The following is a 13,124-nucleotide window of genomic DNA, read 5'->3' on the forward strand; positions in this document are numbered from 1 at the left end:
GTGCCTCACTCAATCACATTGAACTGATCCAGATACTTGTCGCTGATACTCAGCCCAAGCCCTGGTGTGTTTTCGTCTAGGTCGATTGTTCCGTTAACCGGAGTTGGATCGCCTTCGAAGATGTAGTAGAACAGCTCGTTTCCGATTTCCACGTCATGCACAGGGAAGTATTCCGACATAGGAGAGGCAAGCGTCGACATTGTTAGATGGTAGTTGTGCATCTGACCTGCGTGCGGAATTACCGGAACGCCAAATGATTCAGCAATGGCATTAATTTTGTGGGCTGCGGTGATGCCGCCGACGCGGTTGGTGTCATACTGGATAACCGAAACTGCACGCTTTTCTAGCAGTTGACGGAAACCATAGCTGGTGAACTCGTGCTCACCTCCGGAAATAGGAATGCTGGTCAGTTGGTTGAGTTCTGCGTAGCCGTCGATGTCGTCTGCAATTACAGGCTCTTCAAGCCATCGAGGCTGAAACTGTTCCAGTTTAGGCAGAATTCGTTTGGTGTATTCGAGATTCCAACCCATGTAACATTCCAGCATCAGGTCAACATCTTCACCGATCACTTCACGAACGGCGGCTACACTGTCGAGATTCTTTCTGACCCCCTGCGGTCCATCCTTTGGACCATAACCAAATCGCATTTTCATCGCTGAAAATCCCTGGTCCAGATAGGATTGAGCTTCGCGCTGCATCTCATCCAGATCCGTGCGATAAAGCTTAGAAGCGTAGCAAGGGATCGTTTCTTTCGTGCGTCCACCAAGGAGTTTGAACACGGGTTTATTGGTCGCTTTGCCCATCAAATCCCAAAGGGCGATGTCGATGGCAGAAATCGCCGCCATTCCCACACCCTTACGACCCCAGGCGAGGGTAGAGCGGTACATGCGCTGCCATAGGTATTCGTAGTCAAAAGGATCCTGACCAATAACCAGCGGCGCCAGATATTGATCAATGATCTGCTTGGCAATACGGGGCGCAAGTGCCACGTTGCCAATGCCCACTAAACCGTCGTCGGTATACACTTCAACAACAGTCCAGCCGTGGAATCGGAAGGTGCCCATGGAGTCGCCTCTGTCCCAAAGCAGATCCATCGCATTGGAACAAAAGTTGTTCTGAGGCTCTACGGTGTGTCCATTCCACTCAAATACACGGGCTTGAACTTGGGTTATCTTCATTGAAACGTCTCCTGTTATTGAGCTTGCTTGCGATAGTTGGTGCCCATGCGGCAGGCAATATTGAATGCTTGAATGGTGGCACTGACATTGGCCTGATTTTTCCCGGCGATGTCGTAAGCGGTGCCATGTGCTGGCGTGGTAATGGGAACGGGTAAGCCACCCTGAACCGTGACGCCTTTTTCGAATCCCATCAGCTTGATGGCGATTTGACCCTGGTCGTGATACATGGTGACGATCGCATCGACTTCTCCATCACGTGCTTTTAGGAAAATGGTGTCAGCAGGGAAAGGTCCCAGAATTGGGTAACCCATCTCGTTCAGTTTTTTCACGGCAGGCTCGATGATCTCTATTTCTTCACGACCACAGACTCCGCCGTCTCCGCCATGTGGATTGAGCGCCGCAACCGCAACGCGCGGAGCGTCAAAGTCCGCGGATTTGAGCGCCTGATAAATCAGTTTGCTGGCTTCGATGATTCGTTCTTCAGTGAGAAGGCTGACCACATTTTTCAGAGGAATATGCGAAGAGATTCGGGATGTCCAAAGCGTACCTAATGTGTTGAACTCACAGAAAAAAGAGTCAACATTCAGCTTGTCGGCAAAGTAATGCAATTCGTCTTCAAATGGCATCCCCGAGCGAATCATGGCCTGCTTGTTTAAAGGAGCGAAGCAAATGGCATCAATGTGATTCGCCACAACAGCATCGAGGCACAAATCCAGTACCGTCAGCACCGAGCGCCCTCCAGCTGCATTGGCTACACCCATTTCCACTTCATCTAAATTCACGGAATCGACAGGGACATACAAAATATTGCCACTGCCTGTGTGTTGGCGTGCCGCACTGAGGCTTTCGATTTCTTTTACATCAATGTCGGTGTTGGCTATGCGCTGTCCCTGCTCCCAAAGCCAGTTGTCGCCAATAAGTACGATGTTGGCTTTTGAGGTGACATCAGGTTGGCTGAGTAGCTTGGCAATAAGCTCTGCGCCGATCCCGGAAGGATCGCCAAGAGTGACGGCAACAGTGGGCAAAGTGCTGGGCATAGGATGTCCTTATTCTGTTTGTATGCTTTTTGGTCTACTGGTTCGGAAACAATACCACTAGACCAGTAATTGACAAGAGTAAAATTAACAATAAAGAAACATAATGAATTAAGGATAGAGCGCGTATCGGCTTCTATCTCTTGTAATTAAAGGAGCTTTGTTGAAATTGACTATGTTTAGAAATGGTTAATATTTGTGATCTTGTTCAATTTTTAATCTCACTTTGTTCATAACTAATGCTTATAAACAAAATAAGTTTCTCCTATTAGATCATTCGTTATCGATGGCGCAAGATGATCTCAAACCCAGTTGCCGAGCAAACTTATGAAAAAATCACGTACATTGATTAAATCAGCGTTAATTGGATTAACACTGATCAGTCTCGCTGGATGCGCTTCTCCTGAATTTGATTCAGATAATGAAAATGCCGCGCGAAATCGAGGTGCCGCAGGTGGTGCATTGCTCGGTGCGACGGCTGGCTTGTTGCTAGGTTCTCCAGAATTGGCGGCAAAAGGTGCCATTGCTGGTGGTGTAGCCGGTGGAGTGAATGGTTCGATGAAAGATTTGGACGATTCACGAAGTGCAGACAGAAATCAGGTAATGGCGGATGGTGTTTCTCAGGACACTCGGTCTGACGCTGAAAAGCGAGCGGCGGAGCTGGAGGCTGAGCTGCGTATTCTGGAACTTGAAAAACAGCTTGCTGAATTAAAAGGCGAGAGCACAGAAGAAAGCTGAACCTTCTGTTAGCCGTTTTACTAACAAAAAAGGAGCCTAGGCTCCTTTTGTCGTTGTTGGGTAACCGCTATGCCGATTTTTCTTCCATCTCGATACGGTAGCGAACCATATCTTCAATGGTCAGTATAGGCATGTTGTGGAGTTTCCCAAATGCCACAATTTCTGGCGTTTTTGCCATGCTGCCATCTGGGTTAGCCACTTCACACAGAATGCCGAAAGGAGATAGCCCAGCCATTTCCATCAGGTCTATTGTTCCTTCGGTATGACCTCGGCGCGTCATGATTCCACCTTTGCGTGCGCGAAGCGGAAAAACGTGCCCCGGTCGCGCCAGATCGCTGGCTTTAGCATTGAAGCGAGATGCAGTTTTAATGGTGGTAACTCGGTCAGCGGCGGAAACGCCTGTAGTCACACCTTCTCTGGCTTCAATAGACACGGTGAAAGCCGTTTGGTTTTTGCTGTCGTTATTCTCCACCATGGGTGGTAACTCTAGCTGATTTGCGTGCTCATCGCTCAGACACAGGCAAACAATACCGCTGCATTCGCGAATCATAAGCGCCATTTGTTCATTGGTAAGGTGGTCAACAGAATAGATAAGATCGCCTTCGTTCTCTCGATCTTCATCATCCAGCAGCAAAACGCCGCGACCTTGTTGCAGTGCCTGAAGTGCTTTTTCAACACGTTCGAAAGGTGTGCCAAATTCTTCTAGTAAGGAAGTTTGGTTCTGATTCATGGTAGTGACTCCGTAAAAAATTTACCAGAATCAGGGCATACGTGAAGGGGGCTTGCGGATCATGGGTAGCGAAAAGCTTCCCGGTGACCAAATGCAAACCAAAGTAAAACCCACAGCATGTCGCAAAGCGAATTTCTGCTGTGTTTTTATCATCCTCTCCCATCCGGACTATTACCGTCGGCTCTGGCTTCTCACCAGATCTGCTGACCTTAAAACGTTAGGGTTTTAAGCGCTCGCGGGCTCACCAGAAAACTGGCATACCGCCGGTGGGGAATTGCACCCCGCCCTGAGAATAATGTTGTTTCACGTTCATGTAGAACGCGGAAGAGATGATATCGTTTTTTTATTTAGAAGGTAATCACTAAGTGATGAAATGGCGTAATTTCGAATACAAAAGGCGCGAAAAATACAATTTTTGCGCCTGATTAGATTTTAGAGGAAGAAACCATTAGAAATAAAGTTGCCCATCTACAACCACTGCCTGGCTGTTATGGTTCCCATCCAAAATGGTCATGGCAGCCAGAAACCCTCTTTTGAGGTAGCCCAGCTTATCTTGGTGCATTGCTTTTGCCGGGTAGGTGGATGCCATTTTCAGCGCTTCCTCTTCCGGAATACCCCATTCAATGAGTTTAGCCACCGACTGGTCCATGCCAATATGTGCACCAGCAAGGCTACCCTGAGCATTGACCAGCTTACCGTTGACCACTTGTACGGTCTCATTGTTCAGGGTAAACGTATCGCTTTGGCTGCCAACGGTCGCCATTGCATCCGTAACGACAAACAGCTTGCCAGCAGGTTTACTGCGGTGTGCCAAAAGTGTGCTTTCTTTCGATACGTGAATGCCGTCTGTGATGATGGAACACCATGTATTGTCGCTGAGAAGAGCAGTGCCTACGACTCCCGGTTCTCTACCTTCTAGTGGGGACATGGCGTTATATAAATGAGTAAACCCATCTATGTGGCGAATTTTTTCGGCACTGAGCTGTGCCTGACTGGCGTTGCTGTGTCCGCATGAAACGATGATGTTTTTCTCTGACAACCAGCTTAGAACTTCAGCGGGGATCATTTCCGGTGCGAGCGTAACCAGCGTTGAACCGGAGGTCAGCCACGGCAATTTTTCGAGTTCGGAGATGGATGGGGTGTAAAAATGTTTTGAATCATGTGCCCCTTTTTTATCAGGGTTGAGCCAGGGACCTTCTAAGTGTACGCCCAGTACACCTGTGATTCTGTCGTTTATTGCCGATTGCGTCGCGGCTAGGGCACGCTCTATTTTCTCTTTAGTATCACTAATTAAAGTTGGAAGCAGGTACGCCGTGCCGTGTTTTCGGTGCGCACGACAAATAGTCTGAATTCCTTCCAGGTCGGTGTCCTGATTAAACATGACACCGCCTCCGCCATTCACTTGAATATCAATGAAACCCGGGGCGATGGTGCATTGGTTATATTCATGAATTGTCGCTGTGTCGGGGATGTTATCTTGCGCAACGATACTTACGATTTCGTTATCTTGCCAAAGAATGGCGGAGTGTTGGTGAAACTGTTCACCGTCAAAGATTCGCTTCGCTGAAATGGCTTGTAGAGACATAGATTTCCTTACTCGATAAATTGAAAGGCAGCACCCAGTAAGCAGGCGTCGTAGTCGCCTTGAGCACTAAAAAGAGGAATGTGAAATGGAGGAGGTGACTTTTGAACGTAATGGCGAACAGTTTCCAGATAGCCATTTGCCAGCCCGATGCCCCCGCCAATGACGATGGCGTCTAAATCCAGACTGGCTTTTAAGTTTTGACACAGAGTCGCAATGGCTTTTGCGCTGTTGTTTATGATTTCCTGAGCCTGTGGGTTTTCAGGCGCAAGATCGAAGAGTTTGATATTGCTGATTTCATTGCCAATTTTCTCTTTGACCTGGCGCTGAATAGCATTGCCTGATGCTATTGCTTCCACACAACCATTTTGACCGCAGCCGCAAGGATGACCGTCAATGTTGACCACCGTATGCCCGATGTGCCCGGCAAAATTAGTAGCGCCTTTATGAAGTTTTCCATCCAGAATCAGACCGCCTCCGACACCCGTTGAAATGGTGATGTAAGCAATATTAGAAAGCGGTTGGTCCAGCTGAAGGTATTCATACCAAGCCGCAGCCTGAGCGTCGTTGAGCATAGAGGTGGGCTTGTTAGTTAATGCTTCCATTGCCTGACGTAACGGGAATGGGGTCGGAAAAGCCAGAGTATCAGGGTTTGTTGATGTGACACCTGCATGGCTTACCCAACCTGTGGTGGAAATGCCAATTTTTTCTGCTTTCGGTAGCCACTCCTGACAATGCTGGATGATGTGATGGACAAATTGATCCGCAGATTGAGCGTCAGGTGTTGGGATTTGCTTACGCTCCATCAGAGTTTGAGTGGAAAGATCAACCAGCCCGATGGCAATTTTTGTTCCTCCAATATCAATAGCCAGTATTTTCATCTTTGTACTCCTGCTGCTTGGGTTGCGGAAATAAACCAGTCTGTCATCACCTCTAAACGAGTTAACGCAGATCCTACCGTTACGGCGACCGCACCACATTCAATCGCTTTTGCTGCCAGTTCTGGGGTGTGATAACGACCTTCTGCCATCGTAAAGAATCCAGCCTCGGAAAACTGTCTGACGAGTTGCAAATCTGGCTCACTGGGTACTTCGCCTTCTGTATACCCTGACAAAGTAGAACCTATGATGTCGACCTCGTGGTTATGTGCCCAAAGCCCGTCATCAAAGCAGGAGCAGTCAGCCATGGCGACGCATCCTGCTTTATGAATTGAGTCGATAAGCGCCTCTCTACTTTCGGGGCGGGGTCGGGGTGTGCAATCAAAAGCAATGATCGCAGCTCCGGCTTTTGCCAGAGATTCAACGTCCGATACAAACGGCGTGATACGAACTGGGCTGTCGGTTAAGTCTCTTTTCACTATGCCTATTATCGGAATGTCTACCACGGATGAAACGGCGGCAACGTTCTCTATCCCTTCTATTCTAAGTGCCTTCGCCCCCGCCTGCTGCGCAGCCATTGCCATTGCGACAATGATGCTGGTTTTTTCCATTGGGCTGCCAATGACTGGTTGAATTGATACCACCGTCTGACCTTGCAGTAACGCTCTTATTTGATTCATTTTTTTCGTGTTTTTCACAATTGCCCCGAATTAAAGGTTGCTGCGGAACCCGTCTGTTCACTTCCGATAGTCATCAAGTCTGTTTAGAAAGTGGCAGTTTTGATGGTTTTTTGCCCGCGCTCACATTTTGTTAAATACCGCTTTGAAAATAATCTTCATTGTCATAATAATTCTTGGTGAATATTTTTTTCAATAAAAAAAGAGATTTTTTTCAAAATGTCGTAAGTATGAAAATCTGACGGCAAAAACAAAAGGGAATAGCGATGAAAGCCATCAATAAATTGACGTTGGCAGTATTGGCAATGGGATGTGCCATGTCTGTTCAAGCTGCCACTACTTTGAAAATGGGTATGCAGGCTTCGGTTGGGTCTGTTGAATACACTTCTGCAAAGCTTCTGGCTGATACCGTTGAGGAGCTGAGTAAAGGGGAATTAAAAATCACCCTGTACCCAAGTGCTCAGTTAGGGGATGACCGCGCCATGCTTCAGCAGTTGTCACTGGGCGATCTGGACATCACTTATGCGGAGTTTGGACGCATGGGGCTTTGGATCCCTCGCGCAGAGGCGGTAACACTTCCGTATGTCGCCAAAGACTACGAACATTTACGCCGTATGTTTGACTCTGAATTTGGTCAGGGTGTGCGCCAGGAAATGCTATCTAAGTTTAACTGGCGTGCACTGGATACCTGGTATAACGGTACCCGACAAACCACATCTAACCGTGCGCTCAAGTCGATAAGTGATTTCAAAGGGTTGAAGCTGCGGGTTCCAAATGCGAAACCTAATCTAAATTACGCCAAACTTTCCGGCGCATCTCCAACGCCGATGGCATTTTCTGAAGTCTATCTGGCACTGCAAACCAACGCGGTAGACGGGCAGGAAAACCCATTGCCAACCATCAAGACGATGAAGTTTTACGAGGTTCAGAGCAATCTGGCGCTAACCAACCATATCGTGAACGACCAGATGGTCATCATTTCAGAAAACACCTGGAAGAAACTGTCTTCAGAACAGAAAGAGATGGTCAATCAGGCAGTCGCAAAAGCAGGTAAAGCGCATACCGCCTCCGTGAAAAAACAAGAAGCGGAACTGGTGTCATTCTTTGAATCGAAAGGCGTTAACGTCACGTACCCAGAACTGTCTCCATTCCGTGAGGCGATGCAACCTCTGTACGCTGAATTCGAAGAGAAAATTGGACAGCCTATCGTTAAGCAACTCGCTGCGATGTAAGTGTCCGGTCAGATAGATATTCCGGCTGGCAAAGTGTTACCTGCCAGCCATGGAGCCCTAAATGCTACGTAAAATTACGAGAAATATAGAGGAAATCATCACGGTGCCGCTGATGCTTGTTTTGCTGGTTGTACTGAGCTGGCAAATCGGCACCCGCTGGCTGTTAGATGATCCTTCACTGTGGAGTGAAGAACTGGCGCGAGTGCTGTTTATGTACATGGCGCTGATAGGGTGTGCGATTGCGATCAAAAACAGCAGCCACGTCAATATCACGTTCTTTTCACACAAATTACCCCTGAAAGCCCGGCTAATACTGGTGCTCTCTCTGGAGTTAGCGGTACTCGTTTCCATCTTTGCCATTATCTACCTTGGTTATCAGCACGTTCAGCGTACTGCTTTCTTTGAACTGATAACGTTAGAAATTTCAAGTAAATGGATGAATTACAGCTTACCTCTTGGAGGTGTATTTATGGTTGTTCGTCAACTGCAGAAGATGTTGAAGGTTTTCGCAGAATACCGCCAGGCAAGTTGTGAACAGCATGAAACAGGTATTGAAGGTAGGTAAGGAAATAGCATGGCAAGTTCAATTTTCGGCTGGTTAGCTCTGTTATTTGCAGGGATGCCTGTCGGTTTTTCACTCATTTTTGTCGCTCTGGCTTTTCTGGTTTTAACCAGTAGCCCGGGTATTAATTTCGCTGCTCAGCAGATGCTTGGTGGCATTAACAACTTTACACTTCTTGCGGTGCCTTTTTTTGTTCTGACGGGGCACTTGATGAACAGCGCGGGTATCACTGAACGGATTTTCAATTTTGCTAAAGCCATGGTGGGTCATGTAACTGGCAGCCTCGGGCACGTAAATATTATGGCAAGTTTACTGTTTTCCGGGATGTCTGGCTCTGCGCTTGCCGATGCTGGTGGGCTGGGGCAGTTGGAAATCAAATCGATGCGCGATGCCAAGTATGACGATGACTTTGCGGGAGGATTAACCGCCGCATCATGCATTATTGGTCCTTTGGTTCCGCCTTCGATCCCATTGGTGATTTACGGCGTTGTCTCAAACACTTCAATTGGTGCCTTGTTTCTGGCAGGAGCCATTCCCGGTCTTCTTTGCTGCATTGCTCTGATGGTCATGAGCTATTTCATCTGCAAGAAACGAGGATACATGACGCTTCCTAAAGCCTCGCGAAGAGCTCAACTTACGTCATTTAAAGACGCATTTTTGTCTCTGCTGACTCCGGTGATCATTATTGGTGGGATTTTCTCTGGCAAATTTACACCAACGGAAGCTGCGGTCGTTTCTTCTTTGTACGCGCTGTTTTTGGGTACTGTGGTTTACAAGCAGCTCACAATTCGTGGTTTTATTGATGTGCTTAAAGATACTGTCAACACAACCGCAGTGGTGGCGTTGATGGTTATGGGGGTAACGGTGTTCGGTTGGATCGTAGCAAGAGAACAACTTCCCCAAATGCTTGCTGAGTACTTTCTGACAATCAGTGATAACCCTCTGGTGCTGTTACTGCTGATTAACTTGCTGCTCCTTTTCCTCGGAACCTTCATTGAGTCACTGGCACTTTTGCTATTGCTTGTTCCGTTTCTGGTCCCTGTAGCGAGCGCGGTAGGAATAGACCCCGTTCACTTTGGTGTCATGGCCATTCTGAACCTGATGATAGGCATTCTGACCCCGCCAATGGGGATGGCTCTCTACGTGGTTTCAAGAGTGGGAGATATTCCGTTCCACACCTTAACCCGAGGCGTGATTCCCCTGTTGGTGCCATTGTTCATCGTATTGATGTTGGTGGCGGTATTTCCTCAATTCACACTATTTTTGCCAGAACTGATCCTCAACTACGGGCAATAAACAGGACGATTCATAATGAAAAAATTAACAGGGTTGATTGCTGCGCCTCACACACCTTTTGATCAGAATAACGAGGTGAACCTTGACGTTATTGACCAAATTGCTGAACTCCTGATCTCACAGGGTGTTTCTGGCATTTACATATGTGGTACGACAGGCGAGGGGATTCATTGCTCCGTTGAAGAACGTAAGCGCATTGCCGAAAGATGGGTAAAAGCCAGCCGTGACCGATTGGACATTATTGTCCACACCGGAGCGCTCAGTATTGTGGATACGCTGGAACTTACACGTCATGCGGAAACGTTAGATGTCCTTGCGACCTCTGCGATTGGTCCCTGCTTTTTTAAACCCGGCAGTGCAGAAGATCTTGTCGATTACTGTGCTCAGGTGGCGAGCGCAGCGCCTTCAAAAGGCTTTTATTACTACCATTCCGGCATGTCCGGTGTTGATGTCGATCTGGAGCAGTTTCTTATTCAGGGCAACGAGCGAATCCCAAATCTTTCCGGAGCAAAATTCAATCATTCCGATCTTTATGAATACCAGCGTTGTGTACGGGTTGCAGGCGGTAAATTTGATGTGCCTTTTGGTGTCGACGAGTTTTTGCCTGCAGGGCTGGCAGTCGGTGCCGTTGGGGCGGTGGGCAGCACCTATAACTACGCAGCGCCTTTGTATCTGGAGATCATCAGTGCATTTCAACAAGGTGATCACCAGAAAGTGGCTAATTTGATGGATTCGGTGATTGCCATTATCCGTGTGCTGGTCGAATACGGTGGAGTAGCCGCAGGGAAAGTAGCTATGCAGCTACACGGTATTGATGTGGGGAACCCGAGAACACCGATCAGAACGTTATCTGAAGGGCAGAAACGAGACGTGCTGGCTAAGCTGCGTGATGCTGGCTTTGTCAGAACAAGTTTGTAAGGAGGGAATGATGGAAGGCATATTTGTTCCTTTGATGACGCCATTCAGTGCCGATGGAGAGTTGGAATACAGCAAATTTGACGCAATGATCGAGTATCACATCTCACAAGGTGTTCACGGTTTTTATGTGGGTGGCAGTTCTTCTGAGTGTTTTATGATGAACATTTCTGAGCGCCAGAAGGTATTGAAATACGTCGCCCAGGTGGTAAAAAAACGTGTTCCAGTTATTGCGCATGTAGGAGCCATCGCGTTAACCGATGTTCGTTTATTGATAGATACTGCATTGAACGAAAATTACGATGTTATTTCTGCGATACCGCCGTTTTACTATGGGTTCACCAAGCAAGAGGTGACGTATTATTACCAGTCCATTCTGGATTACACCGATCTGCCTCTGCTGCTTTACAACATTCCGGGAACGACAGGGGTTACCTTTACCCATGAGACCTTGCTGAACCTGCTGATGATGGACAACATCATTGGAATCAAGCATACAACACCGGACATGTTCTTTATTGAGAGGTTGCGACATCTGCAGCAAGACAGCCTGATATTTCATGGTGAAGATTCAATGCTGGTTAACGGTCTGCAAATGGGGGCGAGTGGTGGTATCGGCACCACCTACAACTTAATGCCTGCGCAGTACGTGAAACTCTTCGAAGCCATGAAGCAAGGCGACGTTGATAAAGCGATGGCTCTGCAACATCAGGTTAATCGTGTAACTGAAGTTCTGCTGGAGGTTGGGCTATATCAAAGCATCAAATTTGCGATGAGTGAAATGGGGATCGATTATGGTCACTGCAGAGAGCCTTTCTTACCCCTGTCGAAGGAAGATAAAGTACGGGTTATGACGTGCCTGGAACGTTACGGTTATCTCTAGGGTAAACAGACCTGTATTTGATATGGTGAGTCTGATACCTTTGTCCAAATCTTCACTAAAGAAAAGAGAGTGTTGTGAGCTTACACAATAATTTACTGGTTCGACTCAGAGCGAACACTACGCCCTTAAGTAAGAAACTGCGTTTAGTAGCGGATTATGTGTTGGATAATGCTCATGACGTCCAATTCCAGACAATTACGGAGTTGGCGCGTAACTCTCAGACCAGTGAAGCGACCGTAGTTCGGTTGTGTCGCGATATGGGTTACAAGGGCTATTCGGATTTCCGTATGGCACTGGCTGTCGATCTGAGTCAAAACCCTCGGGAAAAGCAGGTAGAGATGGAAGGGGACATTTGCCACGTGTCCGCCCAAAGAGCGGTAGCAAGCTTACAAGATACCGCTCAGATCATAGACCGCAAAGCACTTGAAAGGGTGTGTGAACTGGTTCATCAATCCAGCTACATCAGCTGTGTCGGAGTCGGGGCATCTAGCATTGTGGGGCGTTACCTGACTTTTCGACTATTGCGGATCGGAAAGAAAGTAAACATGTATGAAGACACCCATCTTGCGGCCATGAACGCCGTGCGCAGTACTGAAGGCGACCTTTGGTTTGCCGTGTCCAGTTCCGGGTCGACTAAGGAAGTGGTTCATGCAATCAGGCAAACTCATGAGCGCAATGTCCCTGTTGTTTCTATCACGAACATCACTCACAGCGCACTGTCTTCAATATCAACGGAATCACTGATTGCTGCCAGACCAGAAGGTCCGTTAACTGGGGGAGCGTTTGCCTCTAAAGTTGGGGCCTTGCTATTGGTCGATGTGCTCGTGAATACGCTTCTTGAGCAGTACCCTGAATACAAAGAGTCAGTGGTTGAAACTGCTGAGGTTGTCATGCCGTTGATGCTCTAGGTCAGCGGCAATCGTATTTTTCTTCCATATCTCTGACGGCTTTTACCAGTAAGTTTTCCAGAGCCTCCACGTTGATTTTGCTCAGGTTAGTCAGATAAAGGCATGACTTGGCGGTTTTCACTTTGCCGATGGCGGCTAAGTCGTCTGCATAATCGCTGAATCCCTGCATGATGTACACCGTCAGATTTTGCTTTCGAGGTGAGAAACCTGTGATCATCCACGAGTAGGTGCCTTTGGTATTGGTGTAATTGTAACTACCAAACCCGACGATGGAATCTCCCCACATCACGGCTTTTCTTTCTGTGACTCTCTCAAACATTGCCAATAATTCGAATGCGTCCTCACGGCGTTTATCGTGTTCTACTGCATTCAAAAATTTGGTCACGCTTTTTCGGTTTGGACGGGTTTTTATCTCAGACATGGCAGTACCCTAGAAAGGCAAGAGGATAGAGATAAGATAAGTTTAAGGCATTCAAACATCAAGATACTCAAATTGAAAGGTGCCATAACG

At 47.6% G+C, this 13,124-nt stretch carries 14 protein-coding genes and 1 riboswitch; of the genes, 7 read left to right on the top strand and 7 right to left on the bottom strand.

Translation table 11 applies throughout. The annotated features are described in order from the left end of the window. Window positions 1-5: 5 nt before the first annotated feature. Together RH89_RS07615 and RH89_RS07620 are read right to left on the bottom strand one after the other, a co-directional pair. A complete protein-coding gene (locus RH89_RS07615; RefSeq protein WP_004400789.1) occupies window positions 6-1,178 on the bottom strand; it encodes an L-rhamnonate dehydratase in 1,173 nt (390 codons plus the stop codon). A gap of 14 nt (window positions 1,179-1,192) precedes the next feature. Then, window positions 1,193-2,215, bottom strand: coding sequence for a 4-hydroxythreonine-4-phosphate dehydrogenase PdxA (locus RH89_RS07620; RefSeq protein ID WP_004400790.1), 1,023 nt, complete (start codon window positions 2,213-2,215; stop codon window positions 1,193-1,195). 324 nt (window positions 2,216-2,539) lie between these two features. Here RH89_RS07620 and RH89_RS07625 point away from each other — a divergent pair, with 324 nt between their 5' ends. Continuing rightward, window positions 2,540-2,950, top strand: a complete 411-nt coding sequence (locus tag RH89_RS07625) for a hypothetical protein (protein WP_004400791.1) — start codon at window positions 2,540-2,542, stop codon at window positions 2,948-2,950. Between the two features lie 67 nt (window positions 2,951-3,017). Here RH89_RS07625 and ribB read toward each other — a convergent pair whose 3' ends face one another. The 4 genes from ribB to RH89_RS07645 form a co-directional block, all read right to left on the bottom strand. Beyond that, on the bottom strand, window positions 3,018-3,680 hold the full coding sequence (gene ribB / locus RH89_RS07630) for a 3,4-dihydroxy-2-butanone-4-phosphate synthase (protein WP_004400792.1): 663 nt from the start codon (window positions 3,678-3,680) through the stop codon (window positions 3,018-3,020). A 147-nt stretch (window positions 3,681-3,827) separates the two neighbouring features. Continuing rightward, window positions 3,828-3,978: riboswitch (FMN riboswitch) on the bottom strand. A gap of 150 nt (window positions 3,979-4,128) precedes the next feature. Continuing rightward, window positions 4,129-5,265, bottom strand: coding sequence for an N-acetylglucosamine-6-phosphate deacetylase (gene nagA, locus RH89_RS07635; RefSeq protein WP_004400793.1), 1,137 nt, complete (start codon window positions 5,263-5,265; stop codon window positions 4,129-4,131). Window positions 5,266-5,273: 8 nt separating this feature from the next. Further along, on the bottom strand, window positions 5,274-6,143 hold the full coding sequence (locus tag RH89_RS07640) for an N-acetylmannosamine kinase (protein WP_004400794.1): 870 nt from the start codon (window positions 6,141-6,143) through the stop codon (window positions 5,274-5,276). After that, window positions 6,140-6,820, bottom strand: a complete 681-nt coding sequence (locus RH89_RS07645) for a putative N-acetylmannosamine-6-phosphate 2-epimerase (RefSeq protein WP_004400795.1) — start codon at window positions 6,818-6,820, stop codon at window positions 6,140-6,142. Before RH89_RS07645 ends, RH89_RS07640 begins: the two co-directional genes overlap by 4 nt. 263 nt (window positions 6,821-7,083) lie before the next feature. Between RH89_RS07645 and RH89_RS07650 the strand changes: the two genes are divergently transcribed. The 6 genes from RH89_RS07650 (at window position 7,084) to RH89_RS07675 (ending at window position 12,613) form a co-directional block, all read left to right on the top strand. Next, entirely contained in the window at window positions 7,084-8,049 is a 966-nt protein-coding gene (locus RH89_RS07650) for a sialic acid TRAP transporter substrate-binding protein SiaP (protein WP_004400796.1), read from the top strand. A 61-nt stretch (window positions 8,050-8,110) separates the two neighbouring features. After that, on the top strand, window positions 8,111-8,614 hold the full coding sequence (locus tag RH89_RS07655) for a TRAP transporter small permease (RefSeq protein WP_004400797.1): 504 nt from the start codon (window positions 8,111-8,113) through the stop codon (window positions 8,612-8,614). Between the two features lie 9 nt (window positions 8,615-8,623). Beyond that, complete coding sequence (locus tag RH89_RS07660; protein ID WP_004400798.1) at window positions 8,624-9,907, top strand: TRAP transporter large permease; 1,284 nt, start codon at window positions 8,624-8,626, stop codon at window positions 9,905-9,907. Between the two features lie 15 nt (window positions 9,908-9,922). Beyond that, window positions 9,923-10,825: a dihydrodipicolinate synthase family protein gene (locus tag RH89_RS07665; protein ID WP_004400804.1), complete on the top strand. Its 903-nt coding sequence runs from the start codon at window positions 9,923-9,925 to the stop codon at window positions 10,823-10,825. Between the two features lie 7 nt (window positions 10,826-10,832). Next, window positions 10,833-11,705: an N-acetylneuraminate lyase gene (locus RH89_RS07670; protein WP_244410405.1), complete on the top strand. Its 873-nt coding sequence runs from the start codon at window positions 10,833-10,835 to the stop codon at window positions 11,703-11,705. A 74-nt stretch (window positions 11,706-11,779) separates the two neighbouring features. Continuing rightward, the gene (locus RH89_RS07675; protein WP_004400806.1) at window positions 11,780-12,613 is read left to right on the top strand and encodes a MurR/RpiR family transcriptional regulator; all 834 of its coding nucleotides are present in this window, start codon (window positions 11,780-11,782) and stop codon (window positions 12,611-12,613) included. Between the two features lies 1 nt (window position 12,614). Here the strand turns inward: RH89_RS07675 and RH89_RS07680 are convergent, their stop codons facing one another. After that, on the bottom strand, window positions 12,615-13,034 hold the full coding sequence (locus RH89_RS07680) for a DUF1801 domain-containing protein (RefSeq protein ID WP_004400807.1): 420 nt from the start codon (window positions 13,032-13,034) through the stop codon (window positions 12,615-12,617). Window positions 13,035-13,124: the final 90 nt, after the last annotated feature.

This window comes from Vibrio nigripulchritudo ATCC 27043, assembly GCF_000222685.1.
GTDB classification, from domain to species: domain Bacteria; phylum Pseudomonadota; class Gammaproteobacteria; order Enterobacterales; family Vibrionaceae; genus Vibrio; species Vibrio nigripulchritudo.

Coding starts and splice junctions, on each gene's coding strand:
- RH89_RS07640 (WP_004400794.1), bottom strand. CDS start 6,143: ATGAAAATACTGGCTATTGATATTGGAGGAACAAAAATTGCCATCGGG.
- RH89_RS07665 (WP_004400804.1), top strand. CDS start 9,923: ATGAAAAAATTAACAGGGTTGATTGCTGCGCCTCACACACCTTTTGAT.
- nagA (WP_004400793.1), bottom strand. CDS start 5,265: ATGTCTCTACAAGCCATTTCAGCGAAGCGAATCTTTGACGGTGAACAG.
- RH89_RS07680 (WP_004400807.1), bottom strand. CDS start 13,034: ATGTCTGAGATAAAAACCCGTCCAAACCGAAAAAGCGTGACCAAATTT.
- RH89_RS07625 (WP_004400791.1), top strand. CDS start 2,540: ATGAAAAAATCACGTACATTGATTAAATCAGCGTTAATTGGATTAACA.
- RH89_RS07615 (WP_004400789.1), bottom strand. CDS start 1,178: ATGAAGATAACCCAAGTTCAAGCCCGTGTATTTGAGTGGAATGGACAC.
- RH89_RS07645 (WP_004400795.1), bottom strand. CDS start 6,820: ATGAATCAAATAAGAGCGTTACTGCAAGGTCAGACGGTGGTATCAATT.
- RH89_RS07620 (WP_004400790.1), bottom strand. CDS start 2,215: ATGCCCAGCACTTTGCCCACTGTTGCCGTCACTCTTGGCGATCCTTCC.
- RH89_RS07650 (WP_004400796.1), top strand. CDS start 7,084: ATGAAAGCCATCAATAAATTGACGTTGGCAGTATTGGCAATGGGATGT.
- ribB (WP_004400792.1), bottom strand. CDS start 3,680: ATGAATCAGAACCAAACTTCCTTACTAGAAGAATTTGGCACACCTTTC.
- RH89_RS07660 (WP_004400798.1), top strand. CDS start 8,624: ATGGCAAGTTCAATTTTCGGCTGGTTAGCTCTGTTATTTGCAGGGATG.
- RH89_RS07670 (WP_244410405.1), top strand. CDS start 10,833: ATGATGGAAGGCATATTTGTTCCTTTGATGACGCCATTCAGTGCCGAT.
- RH89_RS07655 (WP_004400797.1), top strand. CDS start 8,111: ATGCTACGTAAAATTACGAGAAATATAGAGGAAATCATCACGGTGCCG.